General features: G+C 64.1%; 14 protein-coding genes. 3 read left to right on the forward strand and 11 right to left on the reverse strand.

The genetic code is table 11. The features are described from left to right. Position 1 precedes the first annotated feature (1 nt). The 9 genes from phnN to NKI38_RS15265 form a co-directional block, all read right to left on the reverse strand. Positions 2 to 631: a phosphonate metabolism protein/1,5-bisphosphokinase (PRPP-forming) PhnN gene (phnN, locus tag NKI38_RS15225; protein WP_352658855.1), complete on the reverse strand. Its 630-nt coding sequence runs from the start codon at positions 629 to 631 to the stop codon at positions 2 to 4. Beyond that, positions 628 to 1,782: an alpha-D-ribose 1-methylphosphonate 5-triphosphate diphosphatase gene (locus NKI38_RS15230; protein ID WP_352658857.1), complete on the reverse strand. Its 1,155-nt coding sequence runs from the start codon at positions 1,780 to 1,782 to the stop codon at positions 628 to 630. Before NKI38_RS15230 ends, phnN begins: the two co-directional genes overlap by 4 nt. Before the next feature lie 46 nt (positions 1,783 to 1,828). Beyond that, positions 1,829 to 2,536, reverse strand: a complete 708-nt coding sequence (locus NKI38_RS15235) for a DUF1045 domain-containing protein (RefSeq protein ID WP_352658859.1) — start codon at positions 2,534 to 2,536, stop codon at positions 1,829 to 1,831. 153 nt (positions 2,537 to 2,689) lie between these two features. Next, the gene (gene iolB / locus NKI38_RS15240) at positions 2,690 to 3,502 is read right to left on the reverse strand and encodes a 5-deoxy-glucuronate isomerase (protein ID WP_352658861.1); all 813 of its coding nucleotides are present in this window, start codon (positions 3,500 to 3,502) and stop codon (positions 2,690 to 2,692) included. Positions 3,503 to 3,780: 278 nt separating this feature from the next. Further along, positions 3,781 to 3,993 (reverse strand): DUF3329 domain-containing protein, encoded by a 213-nt coding sequence (locus NKI38_RS15245; protein WP_352658863.1) that lies wholly within the window; start codon positions 3,991 to 3,993, stop codon positions 3,781 to 3,783. 58 nt (positions 3,994 to 4,051) lie between these two features. Beyond that, positions 4,052 to 4,969: a myo-inosose-2 dehydratase gene (gene iolE / locus NKI38_RS15250; RefSeq protein WP_352658865.1), complete on the reverse strand. Its 918-nt coding sequence runs from the start codon at positions 4,967 to 4,969 to the stop codon at positions 4,052 to 4,054. Between the two features lie 72 nt (positions 4,970 to 5,041). Further along, entirely contained in the window at positions 5,042 to 6,892 is a 1,851-nt protein-coding gene (gene iolD, locus NKI38_RS15255) for a 3D-(3,5/4)-trihydroxycyclohexane-1,2-dione acylhydrolase (decyclizing) (RefSeq protein WP_352658867.1), read from the reverse strand. Positions 6,893 to 6,925: 33 nt separating this feature from the next. Further along, positions 6,926 to 8,860, reverse strand: coding sequence for a bifunctional 5-dehydro-2-deoxygluconokinase/5-dehydro-2-deoxyphosphogluconate aldolase (locus NKI38_RS15260; RefSeq protein WP_352630581.1), 1,935 nt, complete (start codon positions 8,858 to 8,860; stop codon positions 6,926 to 6,928). A gap of 173 nt (positions 8,861 to 9,033) precedes the next feature. Next, positions 9,034 to 9,762 (reverse strand): SDR family oxidoreductase, encoded by a 729-nt coding sequence (locus NKI38_RS15265; protein WP_352658869.1) that lies wholly within the window; start codon positions 9,760 to 9,762, stop codon positions 9,034 to 9,036. A 138-nt stretch (positions 9,763 to 9,900) separates the two neighbouring features. On the opposite strand from NKI38_RS15265, the gene NKI38_RS15270 reads away from it, so the two are divergent. Next, positions 9,901 to 10,791, forward strand: a complete 891-nt coding sequence (locus tag NKI38_RS15270) for an AraC family transcriptional regulator (RefSeq protein WP_352630709.1) — start codon at positions 9,901 to 9,903, stop codon at positions 10,789 to 10,791. On the opposite strand, the gene NKI38_RS15275 is transcribed toward NKI38_RS15270, so the two are convergent. Further along, entirely contained in the window at positions 10,788 to 11,633 is an 846-nt protein-coding gene (locus NKI38_RS15275) for a MurR/RpiR family transcriptional regulator (RefSeq protein ID WP_352630711.1), read from the reverse strand. The two genes, NKI38_RS15270 and NKI38_RS15275, sit on opposite strands and share 4 nt — an antisense overlap. A gap of 155 nt (positions 11,634 to 11,788) precedes the next feature. On the opposite strand from NKI38_RS15275, the gene NKI38_RS15280 reads away from it, so the two are divergent. Next, complete coding sequence (locus NKI38_RS15280) at positions 11,789 to 12,898, forward strand: Gfo/Idh/MocA family protein (RefSeq protein ID WP_352630583.1); 1,110 nt, start codon at positions 11,789 to 11,791, stop codon at positions 12,896 to 12,898. A 209-nt stretch (positions 12,899 to 13,107) separates the two neighbouring features. On the opposite strand, the gene NKI38_RS15285 is transcribed toward NKI38_RS15280, so the two are convergent. Continuing rightward, positions 13,108 to 13,803 carry a helix-turn-helix transcriptional regulator gene (locus NKI38_RS15285; protein WP_352630585.1) on the reverse strand — a complete coding sequence of 232 codons (696 nt, stop codon included), beginning with the start codon at positions 13,801 to 13,803 and terminating at the stop codon, positions 13,108 to 13,110. A gap of 128 nt (positions 13,804 to 13,931) precedes the next feature. On the opposite strand from NKI38_RS15285, the gene NKI38_RS15290 reads away from it, so the two are divergent. Continuing rightward, on the forward strand, positions 13,932 to 14,567 hold the full coding sequence (locus tag NKI38_RS15290) for a LysE family translocator (RefSeq protein WP_352658871.1): 636 nt from the start codon (positions 13,932 to 13,934) through the stop codon (positions 14,565 to 14,567). Positions 14,568 to 14,717 lie beyond the last annotated feature (150 nt).

The following is a 14,717-nucleotide window of genomic DNA, read 5'->3' on the forward strand; positions in this document are numbered from 1 at the left end:
CCTAGATCAAGCCCGACATGTCGGAAAAAGCCATCGCCTTGCGCAGCACTTCGGCGAAGCGCTCGCCGGCGGCTTCGCGCGGGCCGCTGTTGTCGATCGAGGTGACGCCAGGTCCCGACAGGCTCACATTGGCGCTGCGCGCCAGTCGCGCCAGCACTTCGCCGCGTGACTCGCGGCCGCGCATCGCCAGCCGCTCTGCCAGCACGTCGGGCGCGGCGGTGATCTCGACGACAGCCAGATTGGCATAGCGCTCGCGCAGCGCCGGGATGATCGCGCGCGACACGTTTGCCACGGCAACGCGGCCATTGGCGACGGACCAGTCGACATCGGCAGGGATGCCATAGCGCAAGCCATGCGCCTCCCAGGAAATGGCGAAGGCGCCGTCGGCTTCGGCCTCGGCGAAGGCGGCGTCGGCCAGCGTGTCGTGATCCTCGCTGGCGGCATCGCTCGGTCGTGTGATGACGCGGCGGACGAACTCAAGCCTTGTCTCGTCGGCAAAGCGGCTGCGGGCATAGCCGATCACCGTGTCCTTGCCGGCGCCGCTTGGACCGACGACGGCGACGAAGACGCCGTCACGGATCGGAAACACCTCGGCCGACAATTCACGCTCGATCAACGCGGACACCATCATGCGACCCGGCGTCCCTGCCGCCAGACGGTGCGCACGACCGGAACGTGGTCGTCGACTCGCACGCGCACCAGATCGGCGCGGCGCCCCTGCTCGATGACGCCGCGGTCGGTCAGGCCAATCGCTTCGGCCGGGTTCTTCGAGACCATGGCGACCGCCTGCGGCAGGGAAATGCCGTCGACGACGTCGCCGAGGAAGAACGCTGACTGGATCAGGCTGAAGGGAATGTAATCGGACGACAGGATGTCGAGCAGCCCATCGCTGGCCAGCGTGCGAGCCGAGACATTGCCCGAATGCGAGGCGCCGCGCATGACGTTGGGCGCACCCATCAGCACGCCCAGCCCGGCCTCCTTCGAGGCCCTGGCGGCTTCTTCCGTGGTCGGGAACTCGGCGACGCGCACACCCTGTTCGATCGCCTCGCCGACATGGCCAAGGGTGGCGTCGTCATGGCTGGCCAGCACGATGCCGCGCTCGTGGCAGGCGGCGGCGATCACCGTCCGGTTCGGCACCGAATTGCGCGCCGATTCCCCCATCCGCTTTTCGCAGAACAGTTTGAAGTCGCGATCGGTCAGCTTCAGCTTGCGCTGGTAATAGTAGGCATAGGTTTCGAGGTTGACGAACTGGCGCTGGCCGGGCGCATGATCCATCAGCGATGCCAGCTTCACCCGTTCGTCGCCGTCGAAATTGGCGAACGCCTTGAGGCAGTCCGGCGCCGAAACCTCGCAGCGCAGATGGATGAAATGGTCGGCGCGCAGACGATCTTGCTGCACGCTGTCCTCGATCGCATCGGCCAGCTTGCGGATGTCGGTCGACGTCAGGTCGGCATCCTCGTCCATGCCGACGCGCAAGGCATCGAGCACGGTGGTGATGCCGGCTGTCGCCACTTGCGCGTCATGGGCGAGCACGGCGGCGATGGGGTTCCAGCGCACCTTGGGCCGCGGCGCGTAGTGGCCTTCGAGATGGTCTGTATGGAGTTCGACCAGCCCGGGAATGATGTAGTCGCCGCCCATATCCGCGCCGGCCATGCTCCCGCCGGTTCGGCTGGTGCCGGCATCGATGCCGGCGATAAAGCCGTCGCGCAGCACCAGCGAACCCTCGACGATCTCGTCGGCAAGCACGATGCGGGCGTTGTGGAGAATAGTCTCGGCGGTCATTTCAGGCAGTCCTTGGTTATTCCGGCTGGGGTTATCCAGCAGGGTGTCAGGCAGTTTTTCTGGCCGGGCGGCGCCCGAGTGCATGATGCGAAAGCACCATGAACGGTGCGCCCGGTTCGGTTTCGACGAACAACGTCAGCGCATCCACCGGCAGCGGCTGTTGCAGCACCTGCGCAAACAGACTGTCGATTGCTGCGCGCAAACGAGGGCTTTCCTGTGACCCCGCCCGGCCGGACAGCGTCATATGGAAGCGAAAGGTCTCGAAGACATAGGGATAGCCCCATTGGCAGAGATTGCGGAACTCGGCCGGCTTCAGCGAATCCGGGCTGCGCCGCTCAATCTCGGATTCCGTCAGCGGTGCGCGAAAGCGATCGAAATCGCGTACTACCTCATCGGCGAAGCGGTTGAGCGCAGGCAGCGGCCTCTCCGGCACCAGTGCGAAGAAGCCATCGATCTGGCTGACGACGAGACGCGGGATGGTCACCGCAGGCGTCGCCTCGGCAAAATGGTCGAGTGCGGCGCGCAGCGAGGCTTCGGTCTCGTTGGCGGCCAGGCGGAAAGGGGCTTTCAGCGTCGCGTGGAAACCATAGCGGCGCGCCGAAGCGGTGTGGAAAGCGACTTCCGCCGCCGACAGGTCGGCCACCGCCTCGACCGGCCTTGTCGCCGCGCCAAACGGGTCGCGGCCGAGCCAGTTGGCAGCGATCCGCGCTAGAGGCTCGTCCTGCCGGGGGGTGAAATAGATGGCGTAGCGCATGAAAGGTCCTTGTCAGCTCCGCTGCCATAGGTGATTTCCATGACGGATTGACGAAGCTTTGCAGCGTTTCCGATAACAAAACGGTGCGGCCGGGTCATTAGCCAACGATTCTTTCGTGCCGGACCAGTCCTCGGGCCCTCAAGGAATGGCCTGTCAGGCCTTCATCAGCCATTCGTGCTCGGGTGCATTGTGGAATTTCCACGTCCGCTTCGGCCCGGCCATCACGTTGAGATAATAGAGGTCGTAGCCGTGGCAGGCGGCGCAGGGATGATAGCCCTTGGGCACCAGCACGACATCGCCATCCTCGATCGCCATTGCTTCATCCAGCGCGCGATGGCCGTTCTTGTCGGCGTCGGTATAGACGCGCTGGAAGGCAAAGCCCTGCGGCGGGTTGAGCCGGTGATAGTAGGTTTCCTCGAGATAGGATTCGGCGGGCAGATTGTCCTGGTCGTGCTTGTGCGGCGGATAGCTCGACGTATGGCCGCCGGGCGTGATCACCTCGACCACCAGCAGCGAATCGGCCGGCTTGCCCTCCGGCAGGATGTTGGTGACGTAGCGCGTGTTGGTGCCCTTGCCGCGCACCTCCTGGCCGAGATCGTCCGGTGTGATCACCCGCACCGGCAGACCGCCGCCAAGGCCCGGCGCCGAGCAGACCGCGAGTTCCAGCTCGGTATCCGCCGTCACCGACCAGTCCGATCCCTCTGGCACATAGACCGACCACGGCTTGCCCTCGAAGGGCGACATGCGCTCGCCAAGCAGGCCGAGATCCTTGCCGCCGGCGGACGCCGTGCCCTTGCCGGTGACGAACACCAGGCAGACTTCGCGATCATCGGTTTTTCCGGACGCGCTCTCGCCGGGCTTCAGCCGGTGCAGGTCGAAACCGACATAGGTCCAGCCGGCGATTTGCGGTGTCACATGGGCGACCCGGCCATGGCCTTTATTGGCTTTGACGAGCAGCTTCGACATTTTTGTCTCTCCTATCGCAAATCTTCGAGAATTGGCCGAAGTCTCCCAACTTCGTCATCCTAGGGCGTAGCAGGAGCGAAGCTCCGTCGCGAAGACCCTAGGATCCATGCCGTAACCTCAGTCCAAGAGCGCAGCGGGACGGAATACTGCACCGCGGCGGCTGTTTTGATGTCGCGGCATGGATCCCGGGGTCTGCGCTGCGTCGCTTCGCTTCTTGCTCCGCCCCAGGATGACGAAGCGAGAAGCGCCGCAAGCTAATCGCCAACGCATGGGATCAGTCACTCCTTCGGTTCGGCCTCGGCCTTGGTCTCATCGACCGGCTTGTAGAGGTAGAAAAACTGCCAGACGGCGTAGCCGGCGAAACCAAGCGCGATGACGCCCCAGAACGGCGTGCCGGTGGCGAACTCGATGATCGACCAGATGACGCAGACCGCGACGACGGCGACACGTCGCCACAAAGGCCGGAAGAAGGGGTGTTCGGAATCTTTCATCGGGCCAATCTACAGCAATCGGCTTCGTCGGGAACCCATCGCGTCAGGCCGCCCTTGATCAGGCATTGGGAAAGCCTTGCGTCTCGACCGTGTAGCCGGCGGCGGTCATGACGCGCATCAATTCCTTGTAGCCGACTTGCGCCATCCTGAGCGGCGGGTTCTTCTTCGGGTCCTGCTCGGCCTCGACCACGAACCAACCCTCATAGCCATGGTCGGCGAAGCGCTGCACGATGGCGCCGAAATCGAGTGAACCATCGCCCGGCACCGTGAAGGCGCCCAGCGCCACGGCGTCGAGGAAAGACTGCTTGGTGCGATCAAGCTTGTCGATCACGCCCATGCGCACGTCCTTCACATGCACATGGCTGATGCGCTTGTGATGGTTGTCGATGGCGCGCAGCACGTCACCGCCGGCAAAGGCCAGATGGCCGGCATCGAGCAGCAGCGGAATGCCGGCGCCGGAATGGCGCATGAAGGCATCGAGTTCCGGCTCGGTCTCTACCACCGCCGCCATATGGTGGTGGTAGGAGAGCGGCATGCCTTGCTCGGCGCACCATTCGCCGAATTCGGTGAGGCGCCTGGCATAGGCCTTCATCTCGTCGTCCGACAGCTTCGGCTTGGTGGCCAGCGGCTTGGAGCGGTCGCCCTGGATCGAGCGGCCGACCTCGCCATAGACGATGCAAGGCGCGTTCACCGCCTTGAACAGGTCGATCATCGGCTGGATGCGGTCCTTGTTGTCGGCCATCTCCCCGTCGACCAGCGTGCCGGAGAACCAGCCACCGCACAGCGTCACGTCGGCTGCCTTGAGGATCGGCAGCATGACATCGGGATCATTGGGAAAACGCCGGCCCATTTCCATACCGGTGAAGCCGGCCGAACGCGACTGGCGCAAACACTCCTCCAGCGACACGTCATCGCTGAGTTCCGCAAGATCGTCGTTCCACCACGCAATGGGGGACATGCCCAGTTTGGCTTTCAAGTCGTCACTCCAGTTTCAGTTCGTATTCACTCTCCCCTTGTGGGGGTCCGAAGGACGTGGCGGCGCAAAAATTCAATCGCCAACACTCTGCATCTGCCGCTTCTCGTCATAGGTCTTGCGCGCCGCGTTCACCTGCGGCCGGGCCGATACTTCCGGCACCGCCACATCCCACCAATGGCCGCCGGCATCGGTGGAGGCAAGCGGATCGGTGTCGATGACCAGCACCGTGGTGCGGTTGTTCTTCTTGGCCTTTTCCAGCGCGTTTTCCAATCCGGCGATCGACGGCACCTTTTCGGCAATCGCCCCCAGGCTCGCCGCATGCGCGGCGAAGTCGATATCGGGCAGCACCTCGTGGCGCGAGTCCTTCAGGAGGTTGTTGAAGTTGGCGCCGCCGGTCGCCATCTGCAGCCGGTTGATGCAGCCATAGCCTCTGTTGTCGAGCAGTACGATGGTGAGCTTCAGGCCGAGCATCACCGAGGTGGCGATCTCGGAATTCAGCATCAGATAGGAGCCATCGCCGATCATGACGACGACCTCTTCGTCGGGCTTCGCCATCTTTGTGCCGAGCCCGCCGGCAATCTCGTAGCCCATGGTGGAGAAGCCGTATTCGGCGTGATAGGAGCCAGGCGCGCCAGCCTGCCAGAGCTTGTGCAATTCGCCCGGCAGACCGCCGGCGGCGTGCAACAGCGTCACGCCGGAGCCCATCGCGCGCTGCACGGCGCCGATCACCTGCGCATCGGACGGATAGGCGGCATTGGTCGACGCCGTCACCTTGGCGGCCTCGGCTTGCCAGGCCTTCTTGCCGGTGGCCGCATTGTCGGTCCAGGTCGCCGGCGCCTTCCAACCTTTAAGCGCCTCACCCAGTTCGGCCAGACCCTCGGCCGCATCTGCGACCAGCGGCAGCGCGCGGTGCTTGCCGGCGTCGAAGGGCTGCACGTTGAGCCCGATGATGGTCTTGCCCGAATTCTTGAACAGCGCCCATGAGCCAGTGGTGAAATCCTGCAGGCGCGTGCCGATGGCCAGCACGACATCGGCTTCCTCCGCTAGGCGGTTGGCGGCGGAAGTGCCGGTGACGCCGACCGCCGCCATGTTGAGCGGCTGGCCGTCCGGCAGCGAGGATTTGCCGCCTTGCGTCTCGCAGACCGGAATGCCGGCGCTTTCCACGAATTTCGCCAGCTCGTCGGAGGCTTGCGAATAGAGGACGCCGCCGCCGGCGATCACCAGCGGCTTTTTTGCTCCCTTCAGCGCCGCGACCGCGGCGGCCAATTCGTGGCGGTCCGGGCGCGGCCGGCGCTGGTACCAGACCCGCTCGGCAAAGAAGCTCTCGGGATAGTCATAGGCCTCGGCCTGCACGTCTTGGCACAGCGACAGCGTCACCGGCCCACACTCGGCCGGATCGGTCAGCACAGTCATGGCGCGGCTGAGCGCCGGGATGATCTGCTCCGGCCGGGTGATGCGGTCGAAATAGCGCGACACCGGGCGGAAACAGTCATTGACCGTCGCCGTGCCGTCGGAAAAGTCCTCGGCCTGCTGCAGCACCGGGTCCGGAATGCGGTTGGCGAAGACATCGCCGGGCAAAAACAGGACGGGCAACCTGTTTACATGGGCGAGCGCCGCGGCCGTCACCATGTTGAGCGCACCAGGACCGATCGAAGAGGTCGCGGCCATGAAGCGACGGCGGAAGTTGGCCTTGGCGTAGGCGATCGCAGCATGCGCCATCGCCTGCTCATTGTGGGCGCGGAAGGTCGGCAGTTCGTCGCGCACCTGATAAAGCGCCTCGCCTATGCCGGCGACGTTGCCGTGGCCGAAGATCGCCCAGACCCCGCCGAAGATCGGGACCTTGTTGCCGTCGATCTCGGTCATCTGCCTACTGAGAAAACGGGTCAGCGCCTGCGCCATCGTCAGGCGGATTGTCTTGCTCATGGTGTCTCCTCCGCAGTCGTTGTGCCGCGCTTCTTATGCCGCTTTGCGGCCGCGCGCGGCAAGCCACGCTTCGGTCAACTGTTCGAAGCGCTGCGCCATGTCGGCGATAGCTTCTTCATCCGACATCTTGCCGGCCAGCCATTGTTCGGCAGCGTGGACGAAGATGGTGCGACCGACGGCAAAACCCTTGACGATGGGCGCCTTGGCGGTGGCGGCGAATGCCGCTTCCAGTTCGTCCTGCGGCGCTTCCAGCCCAAGCAGCACGACGCCGCGGCACCAGGGATCGTGCTTCAGGATCACCGCTTCGATCTTGGCCCAGGCGCCGCTCGACGCCTGCGGCTCGAGCTTCCACCAGTCCGGCTTGATGCCGAGCCCATAGAGTTCCTCCAGCGCGCGCGGGATCGTCGTATCGTCGAGCTTGCCATGCTTGCCGGCAATGATCTCGATGAGAAGTTCTCTGCCTACTTTCCGCGCGCCTTCGAACAGCGCGCGCAGCTTCTGCTGCTGCTCTTCCTTGAGCGCCGCCGGATCGTCGGGATGATAGAAGCACAGGCACTTGATGCAGTGATCGACAGGCCATTCGGTGAGCTGCGAGCCGATGTCCTGCGAGAATTCGAAGCGCAGCGGCCGCGAGCCCGGCAGCTCCACCGGCCGGCCGAGCCAGGCGAAGGGATGGCGGGCGAATTCGAACATCGCCTTGCGGCCATGTTTTTCGTCGATCAACATGCCGTAGCCGTCGCGTCCGGCGGCGACCTTCGCCGCGGCCTTGACCGCCAGCACCTTGAATTCTTCGATCCGCGCCGGATTGGCGCCGGCCTTCGCCGCCACATCCTCGAGCTGCACACGGTGGTCGCAGGCGAGCGCCATCAGCGAGGGAATGTCGCGCCGGCGCGTCGTCGCCCAATGGATGTGGTTGATCGCCTCGTCCTTGCGCAGGGCCAGATGCTTGCTGCCATGCTTGAGGAAGAACTGCAGCTCCTCGAAGGTCGGATATTCCGGCGCGCAGAGCAGCCGCGACACGGCGAAGGCGCCGCAGGCATTGGCCCAGGTCGCCGCCGTCGCATGGTCTTCGCCACCCAGCCAGCCGCGCAGGAAGCCGGACATGAACGCGTCGCCGGCGCCGAGCACATTGTAGATCTCGATCGGGAACCCCTTGCCGACGACGCCGTCCTCGAGATCGTCGCTGATAGGTCCGTCATAGACGATGCAGCCCATGGCGCCACGCTTCAGGACGATGGTGGCGGACGATAGCGAGCGGATCGTCTTCAGCGCGCTCAGGCAATCGTCGGCGCCCGACGCGATCATGATCTCTTCCTCGGTGCCGACAATGAGGTCGCAATCGGGCAGCACCGTCTTCAGCTGGGCCGAGACACGGTCCGATTTGACATAGCGCTCAAAGCCTTCGGCATGACCGGCAAGACCCCAGAGATTGGGCCGGTAGTCGATGTCGAACACCACCTTGCCGCCCTTGGCCTTCATGATGCGGATCGCCTTGCGCTGGGCGGCGTCGCTGTTGGGCCGGGAAAAATGCGTGCCGGTGACGACGATCGCCCGCGCCGAGGCGACGAAGGCCTCGTCGATGTCTTCCGGCGCCAGCGCCATGTCGGCGCAGTCCGAGCGGTAGAAGATCATCGGCGAGACGCCTTCGTCCTCGACCGACAGCAGCACCAGCGCCGTCAGCCGCTCCTTGTCGGTCTTCAGCCCGTCGACGTTGACGCCTTCACGTTTGAGCTGCTCGCGGATGAAGCGGCCCATCTGCTCGTCGCCGACGCGGGTCAACAGCGCAGAACGCAGGCCGAGCCTGGCCGTCCCGACCGAAATGTTGGCCGGGCAGCCGCCGACCGACTTGGCGAACGAGGTGATGTCCTCCAGCCGCGAGCCGATCTGCTGGCCGTAAAGGTCGACGGAAGCGCGACCGATGGTGATGACGTCGAGCGGCGCCTGTTTCGCGTCCACGGCTTCGCTCATTGGAACCTCCCGTCGGCCTTGTTGTTTTGGGGTACACGCGCGAGCGGCAGCGTGGCGCCGGGAATATGAAATAATAATTCCAATCCATAGTCAATATGGAATGAGCATTCCTTCCGTGAAAAGTACCATTAGGCCGTCGCGTGCGGGAAGAGATTTTGGCGGGTCTGCCCAGTTCACCACGGAAGCGGGCCATCGTCGTTGAAGTACCCGGCGTTCGGACCATCGGCGTCCAAGGTCGCCAAGCGTATGACGATCTCGGCCGCCTGCTGCACGGTGCGGTGGCCTCTAAATCCATTCAGGTCGGTGGCGGTATAGCCGGGCGCCGCTGCATTGACCTTGATGCCTTGTGGCGCGAGTTCGCGGGCGAAGGCGACGGTGATGGCATTCAGGGCCGTCTTGGAACTGCCATAACCCATCAGGTTGACCGATTGGTTCGGCGTCCCGGAATCGAGCGCGCGCCCAATGGATCCCGTGGAACTGCTCACCATCACGATGCGGGCGGCCGGCGCTGCAAGCAGCAGCGGCAGGAAGGCTTGGGTCACGCGGATCGGTCCGAAGACATTGACGTCATAGGTGGCCCTGACATCGGCAAGATGCTGCTGGCTCGGCGGCAGCTCGTAGTTGATGGCGATGCCGGCATTGTTCACCAGCACGTCGAGACAAGGGCTTTCCGTCCCGACAGTCTTGGCCGCAGCCGCCACGCTTTCGTCCTGTGTGACATCCAGCTCGAGCCATTGCACGTCCAGACCTTCGGCGCGCAATTCCTGCGCTGCCGCCATGCCACGTTCGGCATTCCTGGCGCCAAGCCACACCTTGAAGCCCATCGTCGCCAGCCGTCGGGCGATTTCGTGGCCGATGCCCTTGTTGGCACCCGTCACCACAGCGGTTTTCGATCTCGTCATTTGGGTTCTCCATCTCTTCCTGTCGAAGACCAAGAGATGACGCCCTGTAGGAAACGCCGCGCGCCGAAAACTCTCCGGCTCTTGCCTAATCCTCTCATATGGGTTGCGCGGCCCCCGTGGATGCGCGAAGCTGACATCATGAGCGAGGCATTGCAGGAGCTGATCGAAATCGCCGGCCGTCATGCGCGCGGGCGACGAACGACAACGGCGATCCCCCGCGTTTCGATCGGCCGCAGCGAAGTCGCCACGGCGCCGATGGCGGGGGTATGGGGGTCGGGAATCCTGTTTGTGCTGCAGGGCGCGAAAACGGTTCTGATCGGAGACCGGACCCTTCGCTACAATCCCGCCAGCTATTTCATCTACACAGTCGACACACCCACCATCAGCCAGTTGGTCGAAGCGAGCGCCAAGCATCCCTACCTGGCAATCGGCTTCGCCCTCGACCTGCAGGCCGTCGCCGCCCTCCTCGTCGAGCACGAACCGGCGCTCGGCGGCGACAGTTTCTCCACCTCGCCCGTCAATGAAGACCTGCTCGACGCATTGCGGCGAATAATGCGGCTGCTCGACCGGCCAGGGGAGATTCCCGTGCTGTCGGCCATGCTCGAACGCGAGATGCTGTTTCGGCTGCTGCAAGGCCCCCAGGGCGCAAAGCTTCGCCAGCTTGCGCGCGCCGACGGCCATCTGTCCCGGATTGGCCAGGCGATCGCCTGGATCCGCGCACATTGCCATCAGCCGGTCCGGGTCAGCGATCTGGCCGAAATCGCCCATATGAGCAACGCTGCATTCTACCGCCACTTCAAGGCGGCGACGGCCATGAGCCCGATCCAGTATCAGAAACAGATCCGGCTGCTGGAGGCGCGCCAACTGCTGGCTGCCCAGCCAGGCAATGTTGCAAGCGTCGCCTTCGCCGTCGGCTACGAGAGCGCTTCCCAGTTCAGCCGGGAGTATGCCCGCCAGTTCGGATCGCCGCCCGCGCGCGACGCAGCCCAGCTTTTGGCGGCAGGCGAGGCGTCTGTAGAGGTCCTCTAAATTTTGCGCTTGCGGCCTGTGTCGCGTCGCTTCTCGCCGACGCCGACGGTCAGCGCCATGGCCAGCGCCATCGTTGCCGATAGCGAGCGGAAGCCGGCAAAATCGGCCTCGGCAACCTCGAACCAGACCTTGGCGAACTGGGCGAGCGGCGAAAACGAGCTGTCGGTGATGGCGACGATCGGCACGCCCTGTTCCGAAATGCTGCGCGCCTCTTCGATGGTGGCCGGCGCATAGGGCGAGAATGAGATGGCGATGACGGCGTCCGCCGGCGTGGCGAAGGCGATCATCTCGGCATTCAGGCCGGCGGCTGATTCGATCAGCTGGTTGCGGATCTTCAGCTTGCCCAGCGCATAGGCGATGTAGGACGCCACCGGATAGGAGCGGCGCTTGGCCAGCACATAGATGGTCTCGGCCTTCGCCAGCAACGAAATCGCATCTTCCAGATGCGTGTCGTCCAGCGTGCGTGAGATGTCGTTGAGCGAGGTGGAGGCGGCGGCGACGAAGCCGTCGAAGATCGCCCGGTGGCCGGCGGCGCCCTCGGCCTTGGCGCGCAAGGCTTGCAGCCTTTCATCATAGGATGAGTTGCGCTCGCGCAGCCGCTCGCGAAACACCTGCTGCAGGCTGGTGAAACCGTCGAAGCCGAGCTGCTGGGCAAAACGGATCAAGGTCGAAGGCTGCACGCCGGCCGAAGCGGCGATGCTGGCGGCGGTGCCGAAGGCAATGTCGTCGGGATTGTCGAGCGCATAGGCGGCGATCTGGGCGATGCGCTTCGGCAGGCTTTCGCGCCGATCGAGGATCGTTGCGCGCAGCGTCTCGAAGTCGCGAGGTACCCGTTCGTCCATCGTCGCCCTGTCCAAGCTCATGCGTGAAGCGTCCCTCTGTGCCTCATCATAGTGAACCTGCGCAAGAACGCCATAAAAAATGAGGCAGACGTTCCATTCCAAGATAAAATGGACTAATTCATCCACGCAACGCTTCAGGCAGTGGAGAAACGGAAATGGTCGGCGTCGGTCTCATCGGCACGGGTTTCATGGGCAAATGTCACGCCATCGCATGGAGTGCCGTCGGCGCCGTCTTTCCCGATGTCGCCAAGCCACGGCTTGTCCATCTCGGCGAGGTCAACGAGGACCTCGCCAGGCGCAAGGCGGGCGAGTTCGGCTTCGCCAAGGCGTCCGGCGACTGGCGCGCCGTCGTCAACGACCCGGAGGTCGATATCGTCTCGCTGACCACGCCCAACCAGTTCCATCCGGAAATGGCCATCGCCATCCTCGAGGCGGGCAAGCATCTGTGGTGCGAAAAGCCGATGGCGCCAAGCTTCACTGAGGCCGAAGCGATGGCGGCCGCGGCGAAAAAGTCCGGCAAGGTCGCGGCCCTTGGTTACAACTACATCCAGAGCCCGGCGATCCGTCACATCGGCGCGCTGCTCGATGAGAAGATCATCGGCGAGGTCAACCATCTGCGCATCGAGATGGATGAGGATTTCATGGCCGATCCCGAGGCGCTGTTTTTCTGGAAGCACGAAGCCGCTTCCGGCTACGGCGCGCTCGACGATTTCGCCGTGCACCCGCTGTCGCTGGTTTCCGCCCTGTTTGGCCGCGTCGCCAGCGTCATCTGCGACATGGCCAAGCCCTATGCCGACCGCAAGGTGGCCAGTGGCGGCCGTCGCGCGGTCGAGACCTACGACATCGCCAGCGTGCTCATGCATCTGGAGAACGGCATTGCCGGCACGCTGCTTGTGAACCGCTCGGCCTGGGGCCGCAAGGGCCGTATTGCCGTCCAGATCTTCGGCTCGAAGGGGTCGATCCTGTTCGACCAGGAACGATCGAACGAATTCCAGCTCTATCTCACCGCCGACCGCCCGACCGAACAGGGCTACCGCACCATCTTGGTGGCGCCGCACCACAAGCCCTATGACCTCTTCGTTCCGGCGCCGGGCCATGGCCTCGGCTTCAACGATCTCAAGATCATCGAATGTCACGAACTGCTGACGCGGCTTGCCGGCAAACCGGCGCGGCTCATCGAATTTGCCGAAGGGCTGGAGATCGAGCGCACGGTGCACGCGATGGCGCGCTCCTTCGAGGAAAAGCGCTGGGTCGATGTGCGGTAGAGCCACGTAGTTCGTCGAGACGGGGTAGGTTGCCGACTCTCGGCAGACAAGATTTCACCATTCATTTGGTGACCCGTCGCAGACATTCGCGATTGGCCGACGCCTCCCTGACGCTTCGCCCCAGGATGACGAAGCAACGGGCGTTTCGACCAATCCCCAAGGCATGCGACCTGCCAAGGTAAGCACCACGCCAAGTATCTGCGGTCACCTCAGCCGCCGGCGGCCGGAGTCTCCCAGCCGTTGACCCAGACCTGCCGCAACCGGTCGCCCTCGCCCTTGAACCGTAGTCCCGTCGCCTGGCAATCTTCGATCCGGTCGCTGCGGAAATTGCGGATCGCCTGGCGCAGCTCGCACCAGGCGACGATATTGGCGGTTTCGGCGTAGTATATCAGGGCGATCGGGCGGACGAGTCGCTCGGAGGCGCGGCCCATTTCGTCGCGATAGGAGAGGTCGAGCTTTTCCTCGTCGCGGATGGCGCGACGCACCAGCGCCAGATCGATCGCACCGGTCGAGGGTGCGGCAAATCCCCATGCATGCAGCGCATTGGCGTCGAACGCCTGGCGCAAGGGCGGCGGCACCGCACCGGCGATCTTGGCGCTGACGCGCTTGGCCGCCTGCTTGAGTTCGCTGTCCCCGGTGCGCTCCAGCAGCGCCAGTGACAACACGATCGCCTCCATCTCCTCGATCGAAAACATCAGCGGCGGCAGGTCGAAGCCGGGGCGCAGTATATAGCCGATGCCACGCCCGCCCTCGATCGGCACGCGCATCGCCTGCAGTGCTGCGATGTCGCGGTAGATCGAGCGCACCGTCACTTCCAGCCGCCCGGCAATCGTTGCCGCCGTCACCGGCTGCCGCGCCAGCCGCACGATCTGGATGATCTCGAACAGGCGTGACGCCTTGCGCATTTTTCACCCGGATTCCGATCGCAACTGACACACCATCGTCAGTTGGGCTGACCTATAGGAGCGCCTATCGAATTGAGAATCAATACATTCCGCTGCGGCCTGGCCGGGCGAGGCGACGGGCAACTGACATGGACTACGCGGGAAATCTCTGGCTCTTCTGTCTCCTCCTCTTCGGCATCATCATCGTGCCCGGCATGGATATGCTGTTCGTGCTTGCCAATGCACTGACCGGTGGCGGCAACAGGGGACTTGCCGCGACCGGCGGCATTATGCTGGGCGGCATGGTGCATACGCTGAACGGCGCGCTCGGCGTCGGGCTGCTGATGCATTTCGTGCCGATTCTCTACAATCCGCTGCTGATTGCCGGCGCCGCCTACATGGCTTTTATCGGCCTGACGCTGATGCGCAGCTCGATCAAGGTTGGCGACGAGGGGCCAGCCGGCAGCCGCTCGGCATGGAAGGCGTTTCGCCAGGGGCTGGTGATCTGCCTGATCAATCCGAAGGCCTATCTCTTCGTCTTCGCGGTCTATCCGCAATTTCTGAAGCCGGCCTACGGTCCGATCTGGATCCAGGCTTCCATCATGGGACTGATGACAATCGCCATGCAGTTTGCCGTCTATGGCGGGCTCGCCGTCACCGCCGGCCGCAGCCGAAATCTGCTGGTCGCCAATCCCCAGGCGACCGCCTTTGCCGGCCGGGCGGCCGGACTGCTGCTCTTCGCGGTCTCGGTGTTCACGGCATGGGAGGGGCTGAGAGCAGCGTAGATGGCGCTCCCCCTCTCCGTCTCGGCTTCGTCGAGCCACCTCTCCCCCACTTTGTCTAGGCGATTCACACATCTCGCAGGCCCCAGCCGTGTGCGATGGATTGGAAGTGCTGAAGGCCGTGACGGAAGGTGATTGGGCCTGGTGGCTTGG

The sequence above is a fragment of the Mesorhizobium sp. M0621 genome, from assembly GCF_040320745.1.
In the GTDB taxonomy this organism is placed as follows: domain Bacteria; phylum Pseudomonadota; class Alphaproteobacteria; order Rhizobiales; family Rhizobiaceae; genus Mesorhizobium.

What these genes read in the sequence shown, in the direction of transcription:
- NKI38_RS15260 (WP_352630581.1), bottom strand. Translation starts at nt 8,860, where the DNA reads ATGAGCGAAGCCGTGGACGCGAAACAGGCGCCGCTCGACGTCATCACC.
- NKI38_RS15235 (WP_352658859.1), bottom strand. Translation starts at nt 2,536, where the DNA reads ATGCGCTACGCCATCTATTTCACCCCCCGGCAGGACGAGCCTCTAGCG.
- NKI38_RS15285 (WP_352630585.1), bottom strand. Translation starts at nt 13,803, where the DNA reads ATGCGCAAGGCGTCACGCCTGTTCGAGATCATCCAGATCGTGCGGCTG.
- phnN (WP_352658855.1), bottom strand. Translation starts at nt 631, where the DNA reads ATGATGGTGTCCGCGTTGATCGAGCGTGAATTGTCGGCCGAGGTGTTT.
- NKI38_RS15265 (WP_352658869.1), bottom strand. Translation starts at nt 9,762, where the DNA reads ATGACGAGATCGAAAACCGCTGTGGTGACGGGTGCCAACAAGGGCATC.
- iolD (WP_352658867.1), bottom strand. Translation starts at nt 6,892, where the DNA reads ATGAGCAAGACAATCCGCCTGACGATGGCGCAGGCGCTGACCCGTTTT.
- NKI38_RS15230 (WP_352658857.1), bottom strand. Translation starts at nt 1,782, where the DNA reads ATGACCGCCGAGACTATTCTCCACAACGCCCGCATCGTGCTTGCCGAC.
- NKI38_RS15280 (WP_352630583.1), top strand. Translation starts at nt 11,789, where the DNA reads ATGGTCGGCGTCGGTCTCATCGGCACGGGTTTCATGGGCAAATGTCAC.
- NKI38_RS15290 (WP_352658871.1), top strand. Translation starts at nt 13,932, where the DNA reads ATGGACTACGCGGGAAATCTCTGGCTCTTCTGTCTCCTCCTCTTCGGC.
- NKI38_RS15245 (WP_352658863.1), bottom strand. Translation starts at nt 3,993, where the DNA reads ATGAAAGATTCCGAACACCCCTTCTTCCGGCCTTTGTGGCGACGTGTC.
- NKI38_RS15270 (WP_352630709.1), top strand. Translation starts at nt 9,901, where the DNA reads ATGAGCGAGGCATTGCAGGAGCTGATCGAAATCGCCGGCCGTCATGCG.
- iolB (WP_352658861.1), bottom strand. Translation starts at nt 3,502, where the DNA reads ATGTCGAAGCTGCTCGTCAAAGCCAATAAAGGCCATGGCCGGGTCGCC.
- NKI38_RS15275 (WP_352630711.1), bottom strand. Translation starts at nt 11,633, where the DNA reads ATGGACGAACGGGTACCTCGCGACTTCGAGACGCTGCGCGCAACGATC.